This is a genomic window from Amycolatopsis sp. CA-230715 (assembly GCF_018736145.1).
Taxonomy (GTDB): domain Bacteria; phylum Actinomycetota; class Actinomycetes; order Mycobacteriales; family Pseudonocardiaceae; genus Amycolatopsis.
Genome location: NZ_CP059997.1, coordinates 6,382,479 through 6,408,290 on the forward strand (window position 1 = coordinate 6,382,479; position 25,812 = coordinate 6,408,290).

The 25,812-nt window shown below is 70.1% G+C and carries 22 protein-coding genes; 8 read left to right on the plus strand and 14 right to left on the minus strand.

The genetic code is table 11. The features are described from left to right. Positions 1-36 precede the first annotated feature (36 nt). Positions 37-600: a helix-turn-helix domain-containing protein gene (locus HUW46_RS30725; RefSeq protein ID WP_215542258.1), complete on the plus strand. Its 564-nt coding sequence runs from the start codon at positions 37-39 to the stop codon at positions 598-600. On the opposite strand, the gene HUW46_RS30730 is transcribed toward HUW46_RS30725, so the two are convergent. The 10 genes from HUW46_RS30730 to HUW46_RS30775 all read right to left on the minus strand — a co-directional run bounded on the left by HUW46_RS30730 (position 597) and on the right by HUW46_RS30775 (position 10,774). Further along, positions 597-1,166, minus strand: coding sequence for a hypothetical protein (locus HUW46_RS30730; protein WP_215542259.1), 570 nt, complete (start codon positions 1,164-1,166; stop codon positions 597-599). The genes HUW46_RS30725 and HUW46_RS30730 overlap by 4 nt on opposite strands. Continuing rightward, entirely contained in the window at positions 1,166-2,422 is a 1,257-nt protein-coding gene (locus HUW46_RS30735; RefSeq protein WP_215542260.1) for an MlaD family protein, read from the minus strand. The genes HUW46_RS30730 and HUW46_RS30735 overlap by 1 nt, the downstream gene beginning before the upstream one ends. Continuing rightward, entirely contained in the window at positions 2,419-3,456 is a 1,038-nt protein-coding gene (locus HUW46_RS30740) for an MlaD family protein (protein WP_215542261.1), read from the minus strand. Before HUW46_RS30740 ends, HUW46_RS30735 begins: the two co-directional genes overlap by 4 nt. Next, entirely contained in the window at positions 3,453-4,547 is a 1,095-nt protein-coding gene (locus HUW46_RS30745; RefSeq protein WP_215542262.1) for an MCE family protein, read from the minus strand. Before HUW46_RS30745 ends, HUW46_RS30740 begins: the two co-directional genes overlap by 4 nt. Next, positions 4,544-5,533: an MCE family protein gene (locus tag HUW46_RS30750; protein WP_215542263.1), complete on the minus strand. Its 990-nt coding sequence runs from the start codon at positions 5,531-5,533 to the stop codon at positions 4,544-4,546. Before HUW46_RS30750 ends, HUW46_RS30745 begins: the two co-directional genes overlap by 4 nt. After that, entirely contained in the window at positions 5,530-6,549 is a 1,020-nt protein-coding gene (locus HUW46_RS30755) for an MCE family protein (protein WP_215542264.1), read from the minus strand. Before HUW46_RS30755 ends, HUW46_RS30750 begins: the two co-directional genes overlap by 4 nt. Next, positions 6,546-7,745, minus strand: coding sequence for an MCE family protein (locus HUW46_RS30760; RefSeq protein WP_215542265.1), 1,200 nt, complete (start codon positions 7,743-7,745; stop codon positions 6,546-6,548). The genes HUW46_RS30755 and HUW46_RS30760 overlap by 4 nt, the downstream gene beginning before the upstream one ends. A gap of 11 nt (positions 7,746-7,756) precedes the next feature. Then, the gene (locus HUW46_RS30765) at positions 7,757-8,608 is read right to left on the minus strand and encodes an ABC transporter permease (protein ID WP_215542266.1); all 852 of its coding nucleotides are present in this window, start codon (positions 8,606-8,608) and stop codon (positions 7,757-7,759) included. Further along, a complete protein-coding gene (locus tag HUW46_RS30770) occupies positions 8,608-9,414 on the minus strand; it encodes an MlaE family ABC transporter permease (protein WP_215542267.1) in 807 nt (268 codons plus the stop codon). The genes HUW46_RS30765 and HUW46_RS30770 overlap by 1 nt, the downstream gene beginning before the upstream one ends. Before the next feature lie 187 nt (positions 9,415-9,601). Next, positions 9,602-10,774, minus strand: coding sequence for a TetR/AcrR family transcriptional regulator (locus HUW46_RS30775; RefSeq protein ID WP_215542268.1), 1,173 nt, complete (start codon positions 10,772-10,774; stop codon positions 9,602-9,604). 154 nt (positions 10,775-10,928) lie between these two features. Here HUW46_RS30775 and HUW46_RS30780 point away from each other — a divergent pair, with 154 nt between their 5' ends. Both HUW46_RS30780 and HUW46_RS30785 read left to right on the plus strand, forming a co-directional pair. Further along, positions 10,929-11,840: a hypothetical protein gene (locus HUW46_RS30780; protein WP_215542269.1), complete on the plus strand. Its 912-nt coding sequence runs from the start codon at positions 10,929-10,931 to the stop codon at positions 11,838-11,840. Beyond that, on the plus strand, positions 11,840-12,436 hold the full coding sequence (locus HUW46_RS30785) for a nucleotidyltransferase family protein (RefSeq protein ID WP_254125051.1): 597 nt from the start codon (positions 11,840-11,842) through the stop codon (positions 12,434-12,436). The genes HUW46_RS30780 and HUW46_RS30785 overlap by 1 nt, the downstream gene beginning before the upstream one ends. 31 nt (positions 12,437-12,467) lie before the next feature. Here HUW46_RS30785 and HUW46_RS30790 read toward each other — a convergent pair whose 3' ends face one another. Together HUW46_RS30790 and HUW46_RS30795 are read right to left on the minus strand one after the other, a co-directional pair. Beyond that, a complete protein-coding gene (locus tag HUW46_RS30790) occupies positions 12,468-12,806 on the minus strand; it encodes a hypothetical protein (protein WP_215542270.1) in 339 nt (112 codons plus the stop codon). Positions 12,807-12,906: 100 nt separating this feature from the next. Further along, a complete protein-coding gene (locus HUW46_RS30795; RefSeq protein WP_215542271.1) occupies positions 12,907-13,965 on the minus strand; it encodes a TetR/AcrR family transcriptional regulator in 1,059 nt (352 codons plus the stop codon). Between the two features lie 97 nt (positions 13,966-14,062). On the opposite strand from HUW46_RS30795, the gene HUW46_RS30800 reads away from it, so the two are divergent. Continuing rightward, entirely contained in the window at positions 14,063-15,244 is a 1,182-nt protein-coding gene (locus HUW46_RS30800) for a cytochrome P450 family protein (protein WP_215542272.1), read from the plus strand. Here HUW46_RS30800 and HUW46_RS30805 read toward each other — a convergent pair. After that, positions 15,241-16,539 (minus strand): HNH endonuclease signature motif containing protein, encoded by a 1,299-nt coding sequence (locus tag HUW46_RS30805; protein ID WP_215542273.1) that lies wholly within the window; start codon positions 16,537-16,539, stop codon positions 15,241-15,243. The two genes, HUW46_RS30800 and HUW46_RS30805, sit on opposite strands and share 4 nt — an antisense overlap. A gap of 261 nt (positions 16,540-16,800) precedes the next feature. On the opposite strand from HUW46_RS30805, the gene malQ reads away from it, so the two are divergent. From malQ to treZ, 4 genes are all read left to right on the plus strand, one after another. Continuing rightward, the gene (malQ, locus tag HUW46_RS30810) at positions 16,801-18,744 is read left to right on the plus strand and encodes a 4-alpha-glucanotransferase (protein ID WP_215542274.1); all 1,944 of its coding nucleotides are present in this window, start codon (positions 16,801-16,803) and stop codon (positions 18,742-18,744) included. Between the two features lie 71 nt (positions 18,745-18,815). After that, on the plus strand, positions 18,816-20,942 hold the full coding sequence (glgX, locus tag HUW46_RS30815; protein ID WP_215542275.1) for a glycogen debranching protein GlgX: 2,127 nt from the start codon (positions 18,816-18,818) through the stop codon (positions 20,940-20,942). Then, positions 20,939-23,215 carry a malto-oligosyltrehalose synthase gene (gene treY, locus HUW46_RS30820; protein WP_215542276.1) on the plus strand — a complete coding sequence of 759 codons (2,277 nt, stop codon included), beginning with the start codon at positions 20,939-20,941 and terminating at the stop codon, positions 23,213-23,215. The genes glgX and treY overlap by 4 nt, the downstream gene beginning before the upstream one ends. After that, positions 23,212-24,918 carry a malto-oligosyltrehalose trehalohydrolase gene (gene treZ, locus HUW46_RS30825; RefSeq protein WP_215542277.1) on the plus strand — a complete coding sequence of 569 codons (1,707 nt, stop codon included), beginning with the start codon at positions 23,212-23,214 and terminating at the stop codon, positions 24,916-24,918. The genes treY and treZ overlap by 4 nt, the downstream gene beginning before the upstream one ends. Here the strand turns inward: treZ and HUW46_RS30830 are convergent. Continuing rightward, positions 24,915-25,793, minus strand: coding sequence for an SAM-dependent methyltransferase (locus tag HUW46_RS30830; RefSeq protein WP_254125053.1), 879 nt, complete (start codon positions 25,791-25,793; stop codon positions 24,915-24,917). The genes treZ and HUW46_RS30830 overlap by 4 nt on opposite strands. Positions 25,794-25,812: the final 19 nt, after the last annotated feature.

Genomic DNA, 25,812 nt, shown 5'->3' on the forward strand with positions numbered 1-25,812 from the left:
ACCATAGTAACCATGAATGTGCCCTATAGTGAACAGGTGTCGGATCCTCTTTCGGCGGCGCTGGCCGCCACCGTGCAGTCCGCGCGGCTCGCCCGCGATCTGTCCGCGAACGGGCTCGCGGAACGCTCCGGCGTTTCGCGGGCGATGATCGGCAAGATCGAACGGGGTGAGGCCCAGCCGACCGCGGCACTGCTCGGGAGGCTGTCGGCCGCACTCGGCATGACGCTGTCGGAACTCGTGGCGCGCGCGGAAGGGGGCGAACGGCGGCTCGTGCGCGCCGCCGACCAGCCGACCTGGACTGATCCGGTCAGCGGGTACCGGCGGCGTGCGGTGTCGCCGTTCACCAGCGGCCCGCTCGATCTGGTCGAAGTGGTGCTGCCGCCCGGCGCGAAGGTGTCCTACGCCGCCGACGTCTACACGTTCGTCTACCACCAGATCTGGGTGCTCGAAGGGCATCTGCGCTTCCACGAAGGCGATCTCGTGCACGAACTCGACCCCGGTGACTGCCTGGTGCTCGGCCCGCCGGAGCCGTGCGCCTACGCCAACCCGACCGAAGTGGACTGCCGCTACCTTGTTGCGGTGGCGAAAAGACGTTCTTAGAGCAGGGTTATCTGGTCGAGGCGCCAGTCGTCGCCGTCGCGGGTGAGGGAGAGCTTCATCCGGCTGCGGTCGACCCTGGGGTCCTTCAGGTTGGTGTTCTTGATGGTCTGGTCGACGAAAGCGAGCACCACCGCGTGGGTTTCGTCGGCCTCGTTCACCGCGGCGTCCAGCACGGTGCCCTGCGAGGTCGCCTGGTACTGCGTGATGAGCTGCATGAGCTGGGCGGAGGAGTTCCGGTACTCGGTGGCGAACTTCTCGGTCGACTGGGCGGCGACCTGGTCGAGGTTGGCCGTGGCGTTGCGGTAGTCGTAGGTGGCGATCGAGGTGGCGTACCGCTTCCCGGCGTCCACAGCGGACGAACGCAGGTCGTCGAGCCTGCCGATCCGGTCGAAGTGGAGCCACGCGAACACCCCGCCGCACGCCACCATCACGACGAGCACGAGCGCGGCGAGCACCTTCGGGCGCAGGACGCGGCCTTTGACCGTCTCTTGTGGACTCTCCGATGGCTCTGTCTCCGCCTCTGTGCGCGGGCGGGGAGACGGTTTCACGGCGGTTCGCGGTGCCATCACGGTGTTCCCTTTCCTTGTGCTCCCTGCAGAAGAAGCGCGTACCACGAGCGCGGTCCGAGCACGGCCGCCTGGCCGCCACCGGAGCCGAAGCCGAACCCGGCGCCGTCGGCCTGCCCGGTACCGGGGTCGTAGGTGGTCACCGGGGTCGGCGCGGTCGCGGGGCGCGGCGCGTTGGCCGCGCCGCGCTGCTGAAGGCCCGGCTGGTCGCCCCGGCAGCCCCAGTCCTGGTTCGGCGCGCGCGGCGCCTGGTCGGTGGCGGGGCGCCGATCCGTGTTGTAGTAGCAGGCCGGGCCCTGCCCGCCGACGAGGTAGAAGTTCGCGACGCCGTTGTGCTCGATCCCGGCGAGGCCGCTCAGCGTGTTCGGCATCGCGACCAGCAACTCGTCCAGCGCGGGTGTCCGCGCGGTCAGGATCTGGCTGGTACTGACCAAATTGGACAGCAGCACGGACAGCGACGGCTGCGCGCGTTGCAGCAGCGGCACGATCTGGTCGGCGAGCGGTGGCGCGGTCTTGAGCAGGTTCGTCGCCGCGGGTGCCTGCCCGCGCAGTTCGTCGGTGAGGCTCCGCAAGGACGCGGTGGTGCGGCGCAGGGTGCCGCCGGAGCCGTCCGCGCCGTCGAGCAGCGTTTTGACGTTCCCGGTGAGATCGACGAGCGCCGGTTGGTTCTTCGCCAGCGCGTCGAGGAGCGGGCCCGCGTCGTGGATGATCCGGCGGAGGTCGCCGGTGGTCCCGGACAGCCCGGCGGACACCTCGGCCGAAAGCCGTTGCAGGTCACGGGTGTCCACGGAATCGGCGAGCCGCATGAAGTGCACGAGCAGCGCGTCGAGCGGCAACGGCCTGCTCGTGGCGCTGCTCGGGATTTCGCTGCCCTCGTGCAGGAACGGCGGCCGATCGTCGGCGGGTCGCAGGTCCAGTTTCTGGATCGCGATCGGTGATTCCATGCTCACCGCCGCGTGGCTCGACGCCGGTATCCGCGCACCCTCCCGCAATCGCAGGGTGACGCGGACGCCCGCGACTCCCGGTTGGACGGTCGTCTCTTCAACTGTGCCAACGGAAACGCCGCGGTAGGTCACTTCGGACTGCCTGCTCAGCCCGCCCGTGTCCGCCATGGACACCGAGACCCGGTACGTGCCGGACAGCGGGTTCGCGCCCAGCACGCGCACGCCGACGTAGGCCGTGCAGGCGACCGCGATCACCGCGAACAGCGCCAGCTGCAGCAGTGTCGACCGGGAAACCCCGCGCGGTGTTTTCATCGGACGCCCCTCCCGAGCAGATCCGCCAGCCCGCCAGGGTTCGGCGGTGCGGAACCGGGTGCCGGTGGCGGCGAACCGGTGAGCAGCGGCAGCAGCGTGTTCGGAACGTCCAAAGTGGCGTCGAGATCGAGGTAGTCGCCGGGGACGGCCTTGTCGAAGTTCGCCTTGAGCGGCCCGATCTTCCCCAGCGCGGTGCCGAGCGCGGAATCGAGCCCGCCGATCTCGTCGAGCAGGGGCCGTGCCTGCTTCGCTAGCGCGACGACCTGGTCCTGGGTCTTGCCGAGCACCGCGGTGGTCGCCTTGCTCAGCGTGGTGACGCGCCCCATCAGGTTCTCGAGGGTGCCGCGCTGGTCGAGCAGCACCTTGATGGCGGGGGTGATCCGGGTGAGCCCGGCGGCGATCGTGGCGCGTTCGTTGTTCGCGGTGGACGTGAGCGTGCTGAGCGCGTCGATCGCGCGGGTGAGGTCGGAGCGGTGCGCCTCGACCGAACCGAGCAGGGTGTCGAGTTTCGCGAACAGGCCCCGGACTTCGCCCTCCCGGCCGCCGAGCATCGAGTTCGTCTCGGACACGATCGTGCGGATCTGGTCGATCCCGGCGCCGCTCAGCATCGTGCCCGCGGCGGCGAGCAGGTCTTCGACCGTCGGCCCCTTCGACGTATCGGCGAGCCCGAGCACCGCGCCCTCACCGAGGTATCCGGTGACCTGGGCGGGCGGTTGCAGCGCGATGAACTCCTCGCCGAGCGCGGAGGTGACCTGGACCTGCGCCTTGGTCCCGGTGGGAAGGCGCACCCCGGCGTACACCGCGACCGACACCACCGCGTGGAAGTTCTCCGCGCGCAGTTCGCTGATCCGGCCGACCACCGCCTGCCCGAGCTTGACCTTGCCGCCCATCGGCAGGTTCGCGGCGTTGTCGAAAACCATCGTGACGCGGTAGGAATCCCCGGCGGGTGCGCGTCCGATGGGCAGGTTCTGGAAGCTCACCCCGCAGCCGGTCAACGCGAACGCGGCGACCGCGACCGTCCACAAGCGCTTCATCGGCGACCACCGCCGAGCACCGAGTTCAGCCCGAGCGCGCTCGACACATCGGGCGGGAACGGGATCGGGTTGACGATCCCGGCGCCGGAGCACAGCGGGATCGGGAACTTCTCGCACAGCGCTTTCGCCGCGGGGAGCTGGGAAAGGTTCGTGGAGATGTCGAGCCGGATCCGGAGCCGCTTGTCCGGGGTGATGGCGCGGCCGAAGTTGTCGAACGCGAGCGGCGCGGTGTCGAGCACCTCGGCGAGCTGGTGCTGGTGGGCGAGTATCGACGCGCTGATCCCGCTCAGCTTCGCCAGGTCGTCGGTGAGCGGTTTCCCTTGCCGGGAAACGAGATCGGCGACCTGGTGCAGGACGTCGGAGAGCTGGGAGACGCTGGTGGAGATGGCGCCGCGCTGACCCGCGAACAACTCCGCCGCCTGAGCGACACCGGAGCTTACGGAGTCCACAGTGGACTTATTGTCGGTGATCACCTTGACGAGCTTGTCGAGCGTGCCCAGCAGGGTGGTGAGATCGCCGGTCTTCCCGGCGAGCACACCGGACGCCTGCGCGATGCCGTGCACGGCATCGCGGAACTTCGCGCCGTTGCCGTCGAGCGCGTCCGCTCCCTGGTGCAGCAGCTTGCCGACGGAGCCGTCGGCACCGGCGCCGTCCGGGCCGAACGCGGTGAGCAGGGTGTCGAGCGAGCGGACCAGATCGTCCCAGGCGAGCGGCGCGTGCGTGCGCTCGACCGGGATCACCGCGCCGTTCGCGGCCAGTTCGCCGGTGCGGTACGGCGGATCCAGCTCGACGTACTTCTCGCTGATCACCGCCGGGGTCACCACCCACGCGTGCACGGACGACGGCAGCCGCGTGTCCGATGGCAGCGCCATGGTGACCCGCACAGTGCCGCCGCGGGGTTCGGTCGCGGTCACCGTGCCGACCGGCACCCCCAGGATCGACACCTTGTTGCCGGGGAAGATTCCGTCCGCGTGGGCGAAATCGGCGGACACGGTCAGCGTCGGCTTGTCGCGGAAGTACCACAGCCCGCCCGTGACGAGCAGCGCGCCGACGACCACGACCGCCGCGATCCGGTACCAGCGCCCGGTCATTTGCAGCCCCCGGCCAGGCCGACGACGCACAGCAGGTTGTCCGGGATCGGCCCGGCGGGGCCCGCCACGTCGGCCCAGGTCCCGTTGCCGGTCGCGTTGGCGAGGTACCGCGACGTCGGCGCGAGCTTTTCGATGGCGCGCCCCAGGTTCTGCTCGGTGGCGGTGAGCGCGCCGGTGGCCGAGTGCAGGTGGTCCAGCAGCCCGTCGAGCTCCCGGCCGTGCCGGTGCAGCAGGTCGTTCGCCGCGGTGGTGAGGTCCGCGACGTCGGAGATCAGCTGCGAGATCGCGGCCCTGCGGTCGGTGAGCGTGTGCAGCACGAGATCCGCGTTGCCCAGCAACGAAACGAGAGTGTCCTTTTGGGACAGCAGGGTGTCGGTGACCTGTTGGGCCCCGGACAGCAGCTTGCCGAGCTGGTCGTCGTTGTCGGCGACCATCGAGGTCACCGCCGACACCCCGTCGAGTGCCTTGCCGAGCTGCCCCGGATCCTTCGGCAGCACGTCGGACATCGTGCGCATCAGGGTCCGCAGCCGAGGCAGATCGAGCTGCTGGCCCGTTTTCTGCGCCTGCCGCCCGAGATCGTCGAGTTCGTAGGGCACGCTGGTGCGCTCCAACGGGATCGTGCCGCCGTCGCGCAGTTCGCCCGCGCCCGCCGGTTCGACGCCGAGGTAGCGGCGGCCGAGCACCGTCATCAGCTTCACCGACGCACTTGTTGCGTCGCCGAGCTTCACGCCGTGGTCGAGGCGGAACTTCACGTCGACGCGATCGCCGTCGAGCCCGATTCCGGTGACCCGGCCCGAAGGCACGCCCGCGACGTACACGGGGTCGTCCTGCTTGAGCCCGGCGGCGTTCGCGAGCTTGGCGTGGAACTCGCCGGTGGCGGAGGAGAAGTAGAGCGACGGCGCGAGCACGGCGATCGCGAGCAGCGCGGCGGTGACCGCGGCGCCGATGATCCCGGCGCGCACGGGTTTGGGAGAATGCCAGCTCATCGACACACCTCCGAATGCGGCCCGCCAGAGAGGTTCAGCGAACCCAGTACTCCGGTGTCGAGCCTGAGGTTGCACACGTAGACGTTCACCCACGAGCCGTAGTCGAGCGTCCGGTTGAGCGTGTCGAGCAGCGCGGGCGCGGTTCCGGTCGCCTTGACCAGCGCGTCCTGGTTGTGCGCCACGGTGTCGCTCGCGCTCGTCAGCGATTTCAGCAGTGGCGCGATCTCGGGTCGCGCTTTGTCCAAAGCGGACGAAAGCGAGGTCGCCAGCGCGGATCCGGCGTCGAGCGCTTCCCCGATCCGGCCCCGGTCTTCGGCGAGCCCGGTGACGAGCTGGTTCATCGAACCCAGCAGCTGCTGGAAATCCGCGCGGTGGGTGAGCGTGAAGTCGACCAGCGAGGTGAGGTTCCGCAGCACTCCGGAGATCACGTCGCGGCGGTTGGCCAGGTCCTGCGTCACCGAGATCGTCTTCTCCAGCAGGCCCCGCACGGTCCCGCCCTCGCCCTGGAACACCGAGATCAACGACCCGGCGAGCTGGTTCACCTGGCCGGGATCGATGCTGTCGAACAGCGGCCGGAACCCGCCCAGCAGACTGGTCAGGTCGAGCGCGGGCCGCGTCCTCGCCACCGGTACGACGGTGCCCTCGGCCAGCGCGGGTTGCCCGCCGGGGCCGCTCGGGCCGGGCAGGATCGTGACCGTGCGACCGCCGAGCAGGTCGGCGTACCGGATCGCCAGCGTCACGTCGGCGGGCACGTGCTGGTCGGCCTGCACTTCGAAGCCGACGAGCGCGTGCCCGCCGGTGAGCCGGACCTCGGTGACCTTGCCCGTCCGCACCCCGCCGATCAGCACGTCGGCACCGGTGACGAGCCCGGTGACATCGGTGAACTCGCCCCGGTAGGCGATCGTGCGGCCCGGCACCGGGGTGGCGAGGGTGTTGATCACCATCACCCCGGCCAGCACCGAGACCACCAGGAACACGCCAGCCTTGACCGCGGTCAGCACGAGTGCGCGCTTCATCCGCCGGTCACCACCTTGGCACCGCGCAGGATCGGGCCGATCAGCACGCTCAGCAGGTCCGGCGGCGCTGGCGCGATCGCGGCGAGCTTGTCCTTCTCCGCCGCGCTCCCGACCGGGCCGACCGAACCCCCGTCCGGCGGCGTCTGCGGAACCGGTGGCGTCTGCGGAACCGGTGGCGGCGGGGCGGTTCCGCAGTTGGGGCCGGGCAGCTTCCCGTACCGCGGGCAGTCCTTCGCGGTGTAGGGGTACGGATCGTCGAACGTGATGGGCGCCTGCAAGGACACCCAAGGCCCGTGCGAGAACGCCCGGTTCACCGCGCCCGCGAGATCGTCGAACCCGCGCACGGTCGCGCCGAGCGCACCGGGGTGCGCGGCGGCCGTGCCCAGTACCGGCCCGGTGTTGCGCACCAGCTGGATGGTTCGGTCGGCGTTGTCTAGCAGCAGCGACTCGGTGCCCGCGGCCGCCTGCGTGCCCGCGGTCAGCATCCGCTTCAGATCGTCCTGATGCGACACGACCGTCCCGGACAGTGCCACCGCGTTGTCCAGTGCGCGGAACAGATCGGGCGCGCTCGCGGAAAGCTGCTCACCGAGAGAAGCCACAGTGGACAGATCGCCGAGCAGCGCGCCGGTCAGCGGGCCCGCCCTGTCGAGCAAATCGTGCGCGCGGTCGAGCAGGCCACCCAGCTCGTTCCCCTTGCCGCGCACCGCGTCCGCGACCGCGCCGAGCGCGGCGGACAACTGCGCCGGCTGGACCGCGGTAAGCAGTTGGTACAGCCGGTTCGCCGCGGCGTAGAGCTGCGCGGACGGCGCCGAGTCGTCGTGCGCGAGCCGCGTTCCCGCGCGCAGGCCGGTGGCGGTGGTGCCACCCGGTGCCACCAGGTCGACGTACTGGTCACCGAACAGGGTCCTCGGCACCAGCCGCACCTTCACCGCGGCGGGGAGCTTGCCCAGTTCGCCCTTCGCCAGCGTGATGTCCAATGTGGACTCGGAGGTGCCCGACTCGACGGCGGTCACGGTGCCGACCACGATCCCGCGGTATTGCACGGCGGCTTGCGGGTTCAGCGGGCCCGCCGACGCGGGCACGACCGCGGTCAGCGCCGGGTCGTCGTCGAAGGCGCCGGAACTCTGCGCGATCGCGGTCACCGCGGCGGCGAGCAGCACGGCCACCCCGCAGAGCCCGCCCAGCGCGAGCCGCATCCGGCGCGCCCTCATTTCGGCGCCATCCCGGGCAGGGTCTGGTGCACGCCCCACAGCAGCATCGTCAGCAACACGTCCGCGAACATGATCAGCACGATGCTCGTGCGCAGCGCGCGACCCGCCGCCCTGCCGACGCCTTCGGGGCCGCCGCGCGCGAAGTAGCCGTGGTAGCAGTGCACCAGCGTGACGATGCCCGCGAAGAACAGCGCCTTCAGCAAGGAGAACAGCACGTCCTGCGGCGGCAGGAAGAGCGTGAAGTAGTAGTCGTAGGTGCCCTGCGACTGGCCGTTGATGTTCACCACGGTGATCCCGGTGGCCACATAGGACGCGAAGAGCCCGACCAGGTACAGCGGAACGACGGCGGCGAACGCGGCGATCATCCGCGTGGTGACCAGGAACGGAATCGACGGGATGCTCATCGACTCCAGCGCGTCGACCTCGTCGGAGATCCGCATGGCGCCGAGCTGCGCGGTGAACCCGGTGCCCACCTTGGCCGCGAGCGCGATGCTCGCCACCGCGGGGGCGAGTTCGCGGGTGTTCGCGACCGCCGACATCACCCCAGCCATCGGGGAAAGCCCGACGAGGTCGAGACCGCGGAAGCCCTCGAGCCCGACCTGCGTGCCGGACACGAACGACATCGCGAAGATGACGCCGACGGTGCCGCCGCCCGCGAGGAGCGCGCCCGAGCCGAAGCTGATCTCGCCGGTCAGCCGGAGTACGTGCCGCCAGTACCGCGCGAGCACCTTCGGCGTCGCCGCGAGCGCGCTGGCGTAGAAGGCGAACTGCGTGCCGAGCGCGACGAGCTTGTCCGCGCTCGCCTGTCCCGCGAGCCGCACCGGGCGGGGGAGTACCGGGATCGCCATCAGTACTCACCCCGCGCCGGGACGAACAGCGGGAACACCTGGCTGATCACCGTGTTGGCCACGAACACCGCGATGAACGCGAGCACGACCGCCTCGTTGACCGCGTTGCCGACGCCCTGCGGTCCACCTCGGACGGTCAGCCCCTTGTAGCTCGCGACGAGCGCGGCGAGCACCCCGAACAGCGCCGCTTTCAGTTCGGCGGAAGCGAAGTCCTTCAAGGACGCGAACTGGGTGAGCGTGCCGAGGAAGCTGCCCGCCGTGCCGTCGAGCACGAAGACGTGGAAGGCGAGGCTCGCCGCGATGCCGACCACCATCACGATCGCGCCGAGCAGCACCGTGACCACCGCGGCGGCCAGTACCCTCGGCACCACCAGCCGCGCGATCGTGGAGATTCCCATGACCTCCAGCGCGTCGGTCTCTTCGCGGATCTTGCGGGACCCGAGGTCCGCGGTGATCGCCGATCCGCCGACCCCGGCGATCATCAGCGCGCACACCATCGGGCCCGCCTGCCCGATGATCAGGAACGCGACGATCGCGCCGCCGTAGGACTCGGCGCCGATCTGGGCGGCGAGCGAGCCGACGTTGAGCGCGACCGCGACGCCGAACGGGATCATCACCAGCACCGACGGCAGGGTGGTCACCGAGGCCATGAACCACAGCTGCCGCAGGAACTCCGGCCAGGCGAGCTTGCCGGTGGCGGTGTCGCGCGCGAGCGCTTTCAGCGTGTACCAGGAGAACGCGGCGAGATCGCCCGCCTCCGCGACGGCGCGGCGAACGGCCCCGCCTTCGGTGGGGATGGCTGCCATGTCCACCTCCAGCGTTGCCGCGAAAAGCGCTGGCAGACGCGTCGTATGTTAACCACGGGTCGCGTCGCTGGACTGTAACAAGCTTGCTCGAATTGCGCCAGAGATCACATCGAAGTTCGCTGTGACAGGCTAAATTGCCCTTGACAGCGGAGGATCTGTACCGAGGAAGTGAGCGATGGGTCGCCGGTCAGTGCTGGAGGAGTGCGCGGACGAGCCGTTCCGTGTGCTCGGGTCCGACACCGGGCCGCCGCACGCGGGCGAGATCGGTGACCACGTTCAGCGCGGCGTGCACGCGGAACCGGGTCTGCGCCACGGATTCGCCGGGGCGGGCGGTGAGGCGCACCCAGGTGTCGATGTGCCGCCGCTGCGCGCCGCGCAGTGCGTGCAGGTCTGCGGCGGGCAGGTTGTCGTTTTCGGACACGTACACCGCGGCGAGGTCGGCGTGCGAGTAGGTCAGCCCGACGTAGCTGCGCACGAGCCTGCCGAGCGCTTCGGCCGGGGTGCCACCCGCGCCGAGCGCGTCCGAAGTGGCCACCTCGACCCTCGCCGTCGCGCGGTGGTAGACGGCGGCCAGGAGATCGGCCTTGCTCGGGAAGTGCCGGTACACGCTGGAGGAGTTGATCCCGGCGGCGGCGCCGATGTCCTCCACGCTCACCTCGTGGTACCCGTGCCGGTGGAACAACCGGATCGCCTCGGCGAGCAGGACTTCGCGTCGCGGCAGCACGCCGGGCGTGGCGGCGGGCGTGCTCGCGCGGCGGGCGGGCGGCGGCAGGTCGCGGACCGCGAGGAGGTCGTGGCAGCACGAGAGCAGGAGCGCGTGCGCCTTGGCCCTCGGCAGGGAGACCCGGTGCGTCGACGGGCTGCCGATCACGCTGGCGACCGCGCTCGCGAGCAAGGAGGCTTCGCGTTTTTCCCTTCGTGGCTGGGTTTCGAGCACGAGATCGCGCAGCACGCGCAGGACGCGCGCTGTCCTCGCGGCGACTTCGGCGCGTTCGTCGTCGGCGAGGTAGCGGCCTTCCCACTGGTACAACCTGGCCGCGGTGCGGCGCTGCCACGACAGCTCGATCAGCGCGATCAAGGTCGCGTCGAGCCGTTCGCGCGCGGTGCCCTCGGTGGCCGCGGCCTCGGTCGCCGTGGCGACGAGTGCGTCGGTGAGCGTCCTGGTCGCCCCGGCGAGCAGCGCCTGCTTGCCGCGGAAGTGGCGGTACAGCGCGGGACCCGTGATGCCGACCGCGTCCGCGATGTCGTCGATCCCGACGTGGTGGTAGCCGCGCACGCAGAACAGCTCGGCGGCCGTCAGCGCGATCTGCTCCTTGCGGTTCGCGGGGCGGCGGGTGCTCTTCTCGGTGGTGCGCGGCACGGGCCGATCTTAACCCGAGGTAAACCGACCCTCGCTACTCTACTGGATAGTAGTTAGCTTTACCTGCGAAAAGTGGTCGACAAGTGAATTTGAAGTCGCATGGTGGTGCCATGCTCGGGACCCCTCCCCGCGGAGCGGGCTAGCGTTCCGCGCCGTGACCGAAGTACCGCATTCGCTGCCACCGGCCCGGATCGAGCCGCCGCGTACGGTCCGCTTCTCCTGCGGACTGTGGGTCGCGGCGACGGTGCTGACCGTGCCGTTGAGCTTGGCGGGCATCGTGGTGGCCTTGGACCGCAGCCGCTCTCCCGGCCTCGGCAGCCTGCTGGCCGGCCTCGTGGTGCTGCTGGCACTCGGCGGGTGGGCGATCGTGCAGTTCGAACACGGACGGCCGGTCGCGCGGGCGGCACTCACCGGGATCACGGTGTTCTGCGCGTGGGGGCTGCTGATCGATCTGACCGTGCTGGCTTCCGGCGAGTCCGATGGCTCGACCGCGGCCGCGCCCGTCGTGATCCTCGAGGCGGCTCGCGCGGGATGCATGATCGTGGCCGCGGTCCTGGCCTTCAGCGAAAGCGCGCGAAGGTACTTCGCCGCGTACGACGCGGCCGCGCCCCGCGCCGGTGCCGCCGCGGTACCCGGCTGGGTGTGGGCGGCCGGGATCGCCGTGGTCACCGCGCAATTGGCCATCGGGTTCACCGACAACCTGCCCAGCCACGGCCGCGGCTGGGTGACCTGGGCGACCGGGCGGTACGCGGTCGAGACCGCGCTGCAGACCAGCGCGCTGCTGTGCCTGGTCCCGGCGTGGGCCACCGTGGTGCGGCAGTTCCGGTACGGACGGCAATGGGCACGGGTCGCGCTGACCGCACTCGGCGTGCTGTGCGCGTTCTTCGAGGTGTTCGCGGTCGTCGATGCGGCCGATCCAGACAACACCGACGACTTGAAGGTCGTCTACGCGCTGCTCGCCGTCTTGCAGGTGACCGCACTGGTGATCGCCGTCGTGCTGTCCTACCTGCCTGCCGTCAACGCTCATTTCCGCAAAGCGTCGGGGGCTGCTGATAAGCAGTCCTGATGCTGAGCCGTTTGCCGGTGGACGAGCAACTCGCGCGGTTCTGCGCGCTGCTCTCCCGGAACGAGGTACTGCTCGAAGTCGTGAGCCGCGCGGCGGCGCTCGCGCTGCCCGGCTGGTACCTGACTTCGGGCTGCCTGTTCCAGACCGTGTGGAACGTGCTGGCTGGTCGCGAGCCCGGCGAGGGGATCCGTGACTACGACCTGTTCTACTTCGACGCCACGGACCTTTCCTGGGCGGCCGAGGACGTCGTCATCAAGGCCGCGGAAAACGCGTTCGCCGGAATCGGCGCCGAGGTGGAAGTGCGCAACGAAGCCCGCGTCCATCTCTGGTACGAGCGGAAGTTCGGCCTGCCGTGCCCGCCGCACACCTGCACCGAGGACGCGATCGACTCGTTCCTCGCCACCACGTGCTGCCTCGGTCTCCGCGTCGAACCGGACGGGCGGTGGCGGGTGTACGCGCCGCACGGGTTCGCCGATGTGTTCAACTTCGTGGTCCGGCCGAACCCGGTGCTGGGGTCCCGCGCGGCCTACGCGGCGAAAACCGTTCGATGGCAACAGGAATGGCCGCGGTTGACCGTGCTGCCGTGGCCGGGGTGACGCGGAACGTCTCGTTCCGCGTCACGTCGGGTCAGCAGGCGCCCGCGGTGTCCTTGACGTAGTACCGCGTGACGAGGTAGTTGGTCGTTTCCCCGACGAGGGTGTCCTGGTTCGCCGGTGCGCACTGCTCGTGATCGAAGCGGTCGAACGGGCCGCCCGAGTACGCGCTGAACCAGACGTTGACCTTCACCGCCGTCGCGCCGCAGTTGCCCCAGTAGTACTTCCGGTGGTACTTGTCGCCGCCGACGGGTTCCATGTGGTTGCCGCAGGTGATCCCGGGCGCGGCGGGTGCCGCGGACGCGGTGCCCGGCAGCGCGGCGAGCGTGCCCGCGGCCAGTGCGATGACCCCGGCGGCAAGAAGTCTCTTCATTGTTCGGGCCTTTCCGTTCATTCGGGCGAAATCGTTGCCAGCTTGGCAGCGAACGCACCGAACGGCACCGAAATGGTGGTGCGACAGGGGTTCGTAGGGGTCAGCCCGCCGTGGTCTTCGACGGGGCACGCGCGGCGACCGCGTGACAGGCCCCGCGCCCGTCCGCGCGCGCGACGATCCGGTCGCCTTCGACGCGCACCGCCGCTTCCGTTCCGTCGCTGACCGCGGGCAGGCCAGCCGCGGCGGCGATCGCGCCCGTTTCGTCGCACACGACGCGCAATCGAGGCCACGCGCGCTCCGGGAACGCCTGGCGCAGGCAGCCGCACAACTCGCCGAGCATCAGCCTCGCCAGCGGTGCCAGTTCGGCCGGTTCGCCGGTGACCAGCACGACGGTGACGGCGGCACCCGCGCGGACCGCTTCTTCGGCGGCGTCCAGCCGGTGCAGCCCGAGCACGGCCACTACACCGTCGCCGGTGAGCGGCACTTCCTCGGCGCGCACCCTGTCGATCGCGAGCGGTGGCGCCCACGGATCGTCGGCGGGCCTGGCGGGGGGCACGACCGCGGGCGGCGGCCAGAAGTCGTTGAGGTCGAGCCCTGCCAGTTGTTCGCAGGCGCTGATCGTGTCGAACGGTTCGCCGAACCCGGGCGCCGCGGCTGCGAGCGCGCTCGCGCCGTGCAGGGTCGTGAGCACGGTGCCCGCGAGCCGCACCAGCCGCGCGGGCGGGTCACCCGGCGCCCGTTCCGCCGGGCGTAGTTCTTCGAGCGCGAGGCTGAGCAGCACCGCGTTGAGCTTCATGAGCTGGGTGAACGGCAGGCGGACGCGATCGTCGGCGAGGACCTCCGGCATCAGGTCGACGCCGAACGGCAGGTGGCCGACCCAAGCGCGGGCCAGCGCGCCCAGCGCGTCGCGCGCGGTCCTGCCCCGGTGCGCGTTCGCGGGTACGGGTGCTTCCTCGGCGAGCTTGGCGAGAACCGCGAAGTAGAGCGCGCGCTTCCCGGGGAAGTTCGAGTACACCGCGCCCCTGGTCAGCTCGGCGCGCTCGGCGATGCGGTCGATCTTGGCGTCGCGGAACCCGTGCTCGGCGAACTCGCGTTCGGCCGCGGTGAGGACCTTCGCGCGGTTGCGCTCCTGCGTTTCCGCCCTGCTGAGCCGGACCATCGCCCTCCCGTCGTTGCCTTCCCGCCTCGGGACAAGATACAGTCGCCATTCAGATGTTCAGAACATCTGGTGAGAACATGTGAAATGGGAGGCTTCGATGACCGATGTGCCCGAGCTGGACCTCGCCGATCCCGGGGTGCTGGCCGATCCGCTCGCCGCGTACGGCTGCGCGCACGCGAACGGGCCGATGCTGCGGCTGAAGGTGCCGGGGCTCGGGCCCCTGTGGGCGGTGACGAGGCAGGAGGAAGCGAGGGCGGTGCTCGGCGACCCGCGGTTCGCGATCAACTCCGGCAGTTTCATCCGGCACCCCGCCATCCCGGACGAATGCCTGGTCTACCTGCACACGATGTCCGAATTGGACGGTCCGGAGCACCGCCGGATCCGCAGGCTGGTGGCGCCCGCGTTCACCCCGCGCCGCGCGGAAGAGTTCCGGCCCCGCATCGAGCGCATCGTGGCCGCGCTGCTCGACGGCTTGCCGGCCGAGGGCCCGGTGGATCTGCTCGCCGAGTTCGCCAAGCCGCTGCCGATGGACGTGATCTGCGAGCTGGTCGGCATCCCCGAGGTGGATCGCCCGAGGTGGCGCGAATACGGCGCCGCGGTCCTCGCCGGTGCCGGTGATGCCTTCGGCGAAGCGGTTCCCGGCATCATCGACGGTGCGAAGGCGGCCGTCGAACGCCGCCGTGCCGAATCGGGCGACGACCTGCTCGATGACCTCATCCGCGTCCAGGTCGAGGACGGCGACCGGCTCAGCGACGTCGAACTGGTGACACTGGTCTGGCAGCTCGTGCTCGCCGGGCAGACCCCGACGAACCTGATCGCGAACGGCCTCGAAGTCCTGCTGACGCACCCCGGGCAACTCGAAAAGCTGCGCGCCGACCGCACCCTGATGCCGACCGCCGTCGACGAACTGATCCGGTTGTGCAGCCCGAACATGCTCGCGATCCCGCGCTACGCGCAGGAGGACGCCGACCTGTTCGGCACACCGGTCCGCGAAGGCGACCGCGTCACCGCCGCGATCGCCTCGGCCAACCGCGATCCGCGGGTCTTCGAAGACCCCGACCGCCTGGACATCACCCGCCCGCCGCGCCAGCACATCGGCTTCGGCTACGGCCCGCACGTCTGCCTCGGCGCGTCGTTGGCGAGGGTGCAGACGGAGGTCGCGCTGGGCGCACTGCTGGACCGCTACCCGAAGCTCGCCTTGGCGGAGACCGCGGAAAACCTTTGGCGCGCAACGGATCCCGGCACACTGCGCTTGGCGGAGCTGCCAGTCGTGTTCTAACGCGCTTTCCCCGGCGGCGGGACTTCCGCGGGCAGGTTTCGGGGTTGTGCGGCGATGGTTGATGATCTTCGGCGATTCGCGCTGCCCCCTTGTCGATGCGATGGATCGGCAAGGGGGTGTCTGTCTATTGGGGCATCCCGTTGATCATGCGGACTTTCCAGTCGCTGTTGTGCAACAGTCGGTGGTGGTGTCCGCAGAGGAGGACGAGGTTTGCCGAGGTCGGTGGTGCCGCCGTTCCACCATTCTCGGACGTGGTGGGCGTCGCAGTGTCGTGGCTTTCGGGTGCAGCCGGGAAAGGCGCAGCCGCCGTCGCGGATGGCGAGCATGAGGCGGAGGCCTTTGGTCACGATTCGCTTGGCGCGGCCGTATTCCAGTGGTTGACCGTCAGTGCCGAGTACGGCGGGGATGACCTTGCAGTCACACGCCAGGATGCGGGCTTCGCTCGCGGTGATGTTCGTGACGAGGTCGAGGCAGGCGTGCCCGAGTCCCTTTTGGAGGAGTTCGAGGGGGATGGTGACGACGATGTCGCCTCGGGTGCTGCTGTGGTTCGGCGCCTCCGGATGGCTCGCGGCCAGATTCACGATCTCCATGAACGCATCCCCGTAGCGCTCGGCTCTACCACGCACCAGCGGGTTGTCTTCCTTGTGGGGCTTGGCCAGCGGCTCAAGCAGGGCGAGGGTCTTCGCCCCGGACACCGGGTCGAGGTAGCCGTCGAACTTGATCGAGCCGTCTTTGCCTTGCCGGTAACGGAACGCGCGGGCCGGTTCGGGGGTGTCGCGGGGTTCGCGGCCGTCGGGGTCGAGGGTGTCGCGCAACCGCTGACCCGCCGCGGCAACCTCCGCCGTGGTCGCGTTCCGAGCGAGATCGACCAGAGTCTTCTCGGTCTTCTCCCGCTCCTCGACCGGCACGGTCCCCGGGATGGCCTGCAGCGCCGACACAATCCCATCTACGTGCAGTGGCGAAATCGCTCCCTCGGCAGCGGCTTCTCCCGTCAACGGCGCAGCGGCGGGAATCTCCGCGCCGCCAACACTGCGGCCGGGGTTGATCGCGAGCGCCCGCGCCACCAGTTTCCGCACCGCGGCCGAGGAAGTCCGTGCGATCTCCGCGACCAGTGCGGCGGTGGAGGGGTACCCGAGTTCGCGTGTGCCGTCGTTGTCAAGTTCCGCGATCACGTGGCAGACCCGGGATTCCTGCTGCCACAAGGACATCAACTCTTCCCGCAGCAGCGCGGCTTTCTCGCGCGCGGCGAGCTGCCACAGCTCCCGCTGCGGTACAAGGGAAGAGTTCTCGGACACCCCACAATTCTACCCCGAGTTCGAACAAAGGTTCGATAGGCCATCCAGGCGAATTGTGGCCTCCGGCTAAAATGGACAACACTTGTGAAATATTTTTCACGATAAGAAACCCCTAGAAATAGCAACGGGGAGCCGGACAACGAAAGGTGCCCACGCTCTTTCCGTCCAAAGCCTTCTTTGGACTGCGACCGAACACGGCGACCGGCACCGCGAACCAGCCCCCACTTGGCGACGCCGCCACCCAACGACCATGCTGAACACGTGGACAGCGCACTCACCGAACTCGCCGACGCCTACGGGGTGGCGACCCGGTACGAAAACTCGGACCAGATCGAGGTGGAGGTCGACGAAGACGTCGTGGTGGCCGTGCTGGCCCAGTTCGGGGTCGACGCGTCGACGTCCGACGCGGTTCGAGGTGCGTTGGAGGCGGTCGAGAACAGGCGACGGGAAGAGACGCTGCCGCCGACGATCGTGGTTCGCGAAGGCGGTGGGTACGACCTCGGCGGGCCTGCCGTGGTGCATCTCGAGGACGGGGGGCGCCGCGAGACCGGGGCCGCGCTGCCCACCGATCTGCCGCTCGGGTGGCATCGCGTGGTCACCGCGGAGCGGGAGGCCGCGCTCGCCGTGGTTCCGGCGAAGTTGCCGGAGGTGCCCGCGGCGTGGGGCTGGATGCTGCAGCTCTACGCGCTGCGCTCGGAGAAGTCGTGGGGGATGGGCGATTTCGGCGATCTGGCGACGATCGCGGCCCGCTCGGCCGAGGAGTTCGACGCGGGGGTGCTGCTGGTCAACCCGGTGCAGGCGTTCGCCCCGGCCCATCCGGTCGAGCGGTCGCCGTACTCGCCCGCGACGCGCCGGTTCGCGAACCCGATCTACCTGCGGGTGACCGACACCGCCGAGTTCGCGCGCGCCGACGACGAGCTGCGGGCGAAGGTTGTCGCGCTCGCGCCGCCCGCGGACACCGAGCTGATCGACTACGACGCCGTGTGGGACGCCAAGCGCGCCGCGCTCGAACTGCTGTGGCCGCTGCACGAAGACACCGAAAACACCGAAAACACCCAGGACACGCTCGACTTCGCGGCGTTCTGCGCGCTCGCCGAGGTGCACGGCGCGGACTGGCGCGACTGGCCGGAGGACCTGCGCGACCCGGCGAGCCCCGCGGTCGCCGCCGCGCGCGAGGAGCTGGCCGAGCGGATCGCCTTCCACGCCTGGTTGCAGCGCCTGTGCCACGAGCAGCTCGACGCGGCGCGCCGTGCCGCGTCAATGCCGGTGGGGATCGTGCACGACCTGCCCGTCGGCGTGCACCCCGGCGGCGCCGACACCTGGGCGCTGCGGGAGGTCTTCGCCGCCGACGTGCGGGTCGGCGCGCCACCGGACGCGTTCAACCAGCAGGGCCAGGACTGGAACCTGCCGCCGTGGCGCCCCGACAAGCTCGCCGAGGCCGGGTACGCGCCGTTCCGCGACGTTGTGCGCGGGGTGCTGCGGCACGCCGACGGGATCCGCGTCGACCACATCGCGGGCTTGTGGCGGCTCTGGTGGATCCCGCCGGGCGAGCCTGCCGGGCGCGGCACGTACGTGCACTACGACGCCGAGGCCATGCTCGGCGTCCTCGCGCTCGAAGCGCATCGCGCGGGCGCCGTGGTGGTCGGTGAAGACCTCGGCACCGTCGAGGACGTCGTGACCGAGACCATGCACGAACGCGGCGTGCTCAGTTCCGCGGTGCTGTGGTTCCAGCGCGACTGGGACGCGCCGGGCAAGCCCTACGTGCGGCCCTCGGCGTGGGATCCCGCCGCGATGGCCAGCATTTCCACGCACGACCTGCCGACCGTCTCCGGCTGGCTGGCCGCCGAACACGTGCGCGTGCGCGCCGGGCTCGGGCTGCTCGACGGACCGGCGGAAGCGGAGTACGCCTCCGCCGCCGAGGAGCGCGCGGCGCTGTTCGATCTTGTTGCGCGCGAAGGGATCGGCGACGAGGACCCGGTGGTGGCACTGCACGCGCTGCTCGCGTCGGCCGCGTCACGGCTAGTGCTGACCTCCCCCGCGGACGTGGTCGGCGAACAGCGGCAGCCGAACCTGCCCGGTACCGTCGATGAGTACCCTAACTGGCGTATTCCGCTTCCCGTCAGCGTCGACGGGCTCTTCACCGACTCGCGCGTGCGCGCCGCGATCGCGCCGCTCGCCGCCGCGCGAGGGCGTCGGCAAGGGTGAAGTCACAGTTCGAACCCGCCCGGCTCCACTAGCGTGGGGACCGACCACCAGGAAATCCGGAGGAGAAACTCGTGCGGCCTTGGCCAGGAACGCCCTACCCGCTCGGGGCCACCTACGACGGTGTCGGCACGAACTTTTCGCTGTTTTCCGAGGCGGCCGAACAGGTCGAGCTGTGCCTGTTCGACGAGGATGGCAAGGAAACCCGGGCGAAGCTGGAAGAGGTTGACGGGTTCGTCCACCACGGTTACGTGCTCGGCGTCGGCCCCGGCCAGCGGTACGGGTTCCGCGTGCACGGCCCGTACGAGCCCGAGCGCGGCCTGCGCTGCAACCCGAACAAGCTCCTGATCGATCCCTACGCCAAGGCGGTTTCGCACGGTGTGGACTGGGACGAATGCCTGTTCGCCTACAAGTTCGGCGCGCCGGACGAGCGGAACGACGAGGATTCGGCAGGGCACGTGCCGTACTCGCTGGTGGTGAGCCCGTTCTTCGACTGGGGAAACGATCGCGCGCCGAAAACCCCGTACAACGAGACGGTGATCTACGAGGCGCATGTCAAGGGCATGACCGTGAATCACCCGTTCGTACCCGAGCGGTTGCGGGGCACCTACGCGGGTCTCGCCCATCCCGTGGTCATCGAGCACCTGGTGAAACTCGGCGTCACCGCGATCGAACTGCTGCCGGTGCACCAGTTCGTCACCGATCACGCGCTCGCCGAGAAGGGGCTGCGGAACTACTGGGGCTACAACACGATCGGGTACTTCGCGCCGCACGACGCGTACGCCGCGATGACCTCCGACGGCGGCGGGGTCCAGGAGTTCAAGGGCATGGTCAAAGCCTTCCACGAGGCCGGTATCGAGGTGATCCTCGACGTCGTCTACAACCACACCGCCGAGGGGAACCACCTCGGGCCGACACTGTCCATGCGCGGTATCGACAACGAGGCGTACTACCGGCTGGTCGAGGACGAGCCGAAGTACTACATGGACTACACCGGCACCGGGAATTCGCTCAACGTGCGCCACCCGCACACGTTGCAGCTCATCATGGATTCGCTGCGGTACTGGGTCACCGAAATGCACGTGGACGGGTTCCGCTTCGACCTCGCCTCCGCGCTGGCCCGCGAATTCTACGACGTGGACCGCCTTTCCACGTTCTTCGACATGGTGCAGCAGGACCCGATCGTCAGCCAGGTGAAGCTGATCGCGGAGCCGTGGGACGTCGGCCCCGGCGGCTACCAGGTCGGCAACTTCCCTCCACTGTGGACGGAGTGGAACGGCCAGTTCCGGGACACCGTGCGGGACTTCTGGCGCGGTGAACCGTCCACTTTGGGCGAGTTCGCGTCCAGGATCGCCGGCTCGTCCGATCTGTACCAGGACGACGGCCGCCGCCCGTTCGCCTCGATCAACTTCGTCACCGCGCACGACGGTTTCACGCTCACCGATCTGGTGTCCTACAACGAAAAGCACAACGAAGCCAACGGCGAGGGTGGCCGCGACGGCGCCGACGACAACCGCTCGTGGAACTGCGGCGCCGAAGGCCCAACCGAGGACGGGGCCGTGCTCGCGCTGCGCGCGCGGCAGCGGCGGAACCTGCTCGCCACCACCATGCTCGCCCAGGGCGTGCCGATGCTGCTGCACGGCGACGAGTTCGGCCGCACGCAGCGGGGCAACAACAACGCCTACTGCCAGGACACCGAACTGTCCTGGATGGACTGGGGGCTGGCTTCGGAGAACGCGGAGCTGCTGGAGTTCACCGCGGCGCTCACCGCGTTCCGCAAGCGTCACCCGGTGTTCCGCCGCCGCCGGTTCTTCCAGGGCAAGCCGATCCGCAAGGGCGACGAACTGCGCGACATCGCGTGGTTCACCCCCGCCGGCGAGGAGATGACCGAGCAGAACTGGGACGACAGCTTCGGCAAGTCGGTCGTCGTGTTCCTCAACGGCGAAGGGATCCCCGATCTCGACCCGCGCGGTATGCACGTGCAGGACGACTCGTTCCTCCTCGCGTTCAACGCGCACTACGAGGACATCGAAATGACGTTGCCCGGCAACGGGTACGGCAGCGCGTGGACGATCGTGATCGACACCTCGACCGGGCTGATCGACCCCGACAAGGAAGAGCCGCTCGACGCCGGTGCGGTGATCACGCTGCCCGCGCGGTCGCTCGTGGTGCTGCAACGCGTGGGAGGTGCCCCCGAGTGACGACGCCCAGTTCGACCTACCGGGTCCAGCTCCGCCCCGAGTTCGGTTTCGCGGCGGCGGGCGAGATCGTCGCCTATCTGAAGGAACTCGGTGCTGGCGCGCTCTATTCGTCGCCGATCCTGGACGCGACGCCCGGTTCGACGCACGGCTACGACGTGGTCGACCCGACGCGGGCGCGACCGGAACTCGGTGGTGAGGAAGGCCGTGCCGCGCTCGCCGCGCGGGTGCGGGACGCGGGCATGGGGTTCGTGGTGGACATCGTGCCCAACCACATGTCCGTCGAGGTGCCCGCGGCGAACCGGTGGTGGGCCGATGTGCTGCGCCACGGCAGGAACTCGGCCTACGCGGGCTACTTCGACATCGACTGGAGCCACGGCAGGCTGCTGCTGCCGGTGCTCGGTGACGACGCGGCGGTCGCGGAGCTGGCTGTCGACGGCGACGAGCTCGTCTACTACGAGCACCGGTTCCCGCTCGCGCCGGGCACCGGGAACGGGACGCCGCAAGAGGTGCACGCGCGCCAGCACTACGAACTCGTCGGCTGGCGCCGCGGCAACACCGAGCTGAACTACCGCCGCTTCTTCGACATCACCACCCTCGCCGCGGTCCGCGTCGAAGATCCCGACGTCTTCCAGGCCACGCACGGCGAAGTGCTGCGCTGGGTGGCCGCCGGTGAGGTGACCGGGCTGCGCGTCGACCATCCCGACGGGCTCGCCGACCCCGGTGCCTACATGCGACGGTTGCGCGCTGCCGCACCCGGCGCGTGGCTGGTGGTGGAGAAGATCCTGCATCCGAACGAAGACCTGCCGCAGACGTGGCCGGTCGACGGGACGACGGGGTACGACGCGCTGCGCGAGGTCTCGGGCGTGTTCGTCGATCCCGCCTCGGAGGCCGATTTCACCGCGCTGGCCGCGAAACTGGGCGTCCACACCGACTACCACGACGTGGAGGAATCGGCGCGACTGCTGGTCACCGACGGCATCCTGGTCGCGGAGGTGCGCAGGATCGCCGCGCTGCTGTCCACTGTGGACGCCGAGGCGGCCAGGTCGGCGGCCGCCGAGGTGATGATCGCGTTCGGTGTGTACCGCTCGTACCTGCCCGAGGGGGAACGGAACTGGGCCGCCGCCATCGCCCGCGCGCGGAAGGCGCGCCCGGACGTGAGCGACGCGCTCGACGCGCTGGACGGCGCGGTGCGCGCGGACCCGCACGGGGAACTCGCCACCCGCGTGCAGCAGACCTCCGGCATGGTCGTCGCGAAGGGCACCGAGGACACCACGTTCTACCGCTTCACCCGGTTCGCCGCGCTCAACGAGGTCGGCGGGGCCCCGGAGCGGTTCGGTGTGGGGGTGGAGGAGTTCCACGCGCTCGCCGCCGCGCGCGAGGCAGGGCGGTCCGCCACCATGACCGCGTTGACCACGCACGACACCAAGCGGTCCGAGGACGTCCGCGCGCGGCTCGCGGTGCTGTCGGAACTGCCCGGCGAGTTCGCCGAAGCCGTCGAGCGGTGGACCGCGCGGCGCGGGATCGACGAGCCGTCGCTGAACCTGCTCGCCTGGCAGACGCTCGTCGGCGCGTGGCCGATCACGCCGGAACGCCTCCGCGATTACCTGGACAAGGCGGCGAAGGAGGCGAAGCTCCGTACCACGTGGACGGACCACGACGAGGAGTTCGAGCGCGCGGTCGCGGCCTGGGGAGAGGAAGTGCTCGGCGACGGCGAACTGGCCGGAGAGGTGGCCGCGTTCGTCGACCGGGTCCGCGGGCACGGCTGGTCCAATTCGCTCGCCCAGAAGCTGCTCCAGCTGACCTCGCCGGGGGTCCCCGACGTCTACCAGGGCACCGAGCTGTGGGATCTGTCCCTTGTGGACCCGGACAACCGGCGCGCCGTCGACTACGAAACCCGGCGTGACATCCTCGCGAGGGTGGTCGCGGGGGAACTGCCCGAAGTGGACGAGACCGGTGCCGCCAAGCTTTTGGTGGTGCACAAGGCTTTGACGCTGCGCCGTGCCAGGCCCGAGCTGTTCCGCGGTTACCGCGCGCTGCGTGCCGAAGGCGCCGCCGCCTCGCACGCGCTGGCGTTCCACCGATCCGAGGACCTCATCGTCGTCGTGACGAGGTTGCCGGTCGGGCTCGAAGCTTCCGGTGGGTGGCGCGACACCGCGCTCCCGCTTCCGGAGGGCACGTGGACCGACGCGATCACCGGCCGCCGCGCGGGTGCGGCACTGTCCACTGTGCTCGATCGGTATCCGGTCGCCTTGCTGGTACGGGGAGAGGAATGAGCTTCCGCGTCTGGGCGCCGTCGGCGGACCGGGTTCGCGTGCGCGTCGACGGCATCGACCACGAAATGACCGCGGCGGACGGCGGCTGGTGGCACGCCGACGCCGACGGCACCGAGTACGCGTTCCTGATCGGCGACGGCGACGAACCGCTGCCCGACCCGCGTTCGCGACGGCAGCCCGGCGGCGTGCACGCGCCGTCGGCGGTGTACGACCACGCCGCGTTCCGGTGGACCGACCGCGCGTGGACGGGACGGCAGCTACCCGGCGCGGTGCTCTACGAACTGCACATCGGCACCTTCACCCCGGGCGGCACCTTCGACGCGGCGATCGAGCGGCTCGGCCACCTCGTCGACCTCGGCATCACGCACGTGGAAGTGTTGCCGGTCAACGCGTTCGACGGCACGGCGGGCTGGGGGTACGACGGCGTGCTGTGGGGCGCGGTCCACGAACCGTACGGCGGGCCGGACGGGTTCAAGCGGTTCGTCGACGCGTGCCACGCGCGCGGGCTCGCGGTCGTGCTCGACGTCGTCTACAACCACCTCGGGCCGTCCGGCGCCTACCTCGATCGCTTCGGCCCGTACTTCGCCGGGCGCAACGACTGGGGGCCGGGGCTCAACCTCGACGGCGAAGGGTCCGACGAGGTCCGCCGGTACGTCATCGACAACGCGCTCGGCTGGCTGCGCGACTTCCACGTCGACGCGCTGCGTCTCGACGCCGTGCACGCGCTCGTCGACCGGCGCGCCACGCACCTCCTCGAAGAGCTGGCGGTCGAAGTGGACGCGCTGTCCACCGCGCTGGGCCGCCCGCTGACGCTGATCGCCGAATCCGATCTCAACGACCCGAAGCTCGTCACCGCGCGCGAGGCGGGCGGGTACGGCCTGCACGCGCAGTGGTCCGACGACTTCCACCACGCGCTGCACGTCGCGCTGACCGGGGAGAAAACCGGCTACTACACCGATTTCGCCGCACCGGGCGCGCTCGCGAAGACCCTGCGCGAGGTGTTCTTCCACGCGGGGACCTGGTCGTCGTTCCGGGGACGGGCGCACGGGCGTCCGGTGGACACCGAAACCCTGCCAGGGCACCGTTTTCTCGCCTACCTGCAGAACCACGACCAGATCGGCAACCGCGCGACCGGCGACCGGTTGTCGGCGACCGTCCCGCCCGGTGTGCTCGCGTGCGGAGCGGCCGTCGTCTTCTGCTCGCCGTTCACGCCCATGGTGTTCATGGGCGAGGAATGGGCGGCGAGCACGCCGTGGCAGTTCTTCGCGTCGTTCCCGGATCCCGAGCTGGCCGAAGCCGTGCGCACCGGCCGCCGCCGCGAGTTCGCCCGCCACGGCTGGGGCGAGGCCGAGGTGCCGGACCCGATCGACCCGGCGACCGTCGAACGCTCGCGCCTCGACTGGTCCGAACCGGCCCGCCCCGGGCACCGGGAGATGCTGGACCTCTACCGGCGCCTGATCGCGCTGCGCCGCGAGCACCCGGAGCTGGCCGATCCCCGGCTGCCGGAGATCGGCGTCGATTCCGCCGGTTCGTGGCTCGTCCTGCGCCGGGGGCCGTTCCGGCTCGCCTGCAACTTCGGCGACGAGCCGGTGACCGTCCCGCTCGGCGGCTCCGTCTCGGAAACGCTCCTGACCTGGGGCTCGCCCGCGGTCGGCGGCACCACCGCGGAGCTGCCGCCGGGCACGTTCGCGTTGGTGCGTTAGGGCTTCGTGGCCACGCCCGCGATCGCCTGGGACCGGTACGGCTCCACGTCGCCGACGATCGAGTCCTCTTCGACGTCGTCGGGTATCCACTCGGGCGTCCACACGATGCCAGGGGGCTTGACCAGCGACCAGTCGCCGAAGAACCCCTCCATCTGGGCGCGCGTGCGCGCGTGTGCCGAAGACGTGGCCCGCTTGTAGTTCTTGAGCACGGCGAGCAGCGCGTCGATCGCCGCCTGGGGCATTCCGTCGATGCTCGCGTGCGAGATCGCCAGCTGCGAACCCGACGGCACCTTGTCGCGGTAGTAGGCCACCGACTCGTGCGCGGCGGCGTCGTCGCCGATGAAGTGCAGCAGCGCGACCAGCAGCAGGCCGACGGGCTGGGCGGTGTCGATCAGCCCGGTGTCCAGGATCGCCTGCCACAGCCTGAGGTGGTCGAGCACGTCGCCGTTGATCGGGCGGTTGCGGCCGAGCTGCCCGGCGCGCTGGAGCAGCAGGTAGCCGTGCGCGCTGGCGACCGGGTCGTGGTCGATGTAGACGACGCGGCATTCGCCCGGCGCGTACTGCTCCGCGAGCTGGTGCACGTTGCCCTCGGTGGGCAGCCCCGACCCGATGTCCACGAACTGCCGGATGCCGTTGTTGATCATGTGCTGGACCGCGCGGCGGAGGAACCGGCGGTTCTGCCTCGCCGCCCACGGGATGTCCGGCAGCTGCGCGATCTGCTCCTGCGCGAACGCCCTGTCCACCGCGTAGTTCGAGTTCCCGCCGAGGCAGTAGTCGTAGACGCGGCCCTCGTGCACCTTGGTTGTCGACTCCGCCAGCAGCCGGTCGGCGACTTCCTTGGACAGGGTGGGAACCGGGCCGTCCAGCGTGGTCATTCCCCGCAACCTCCCTCAA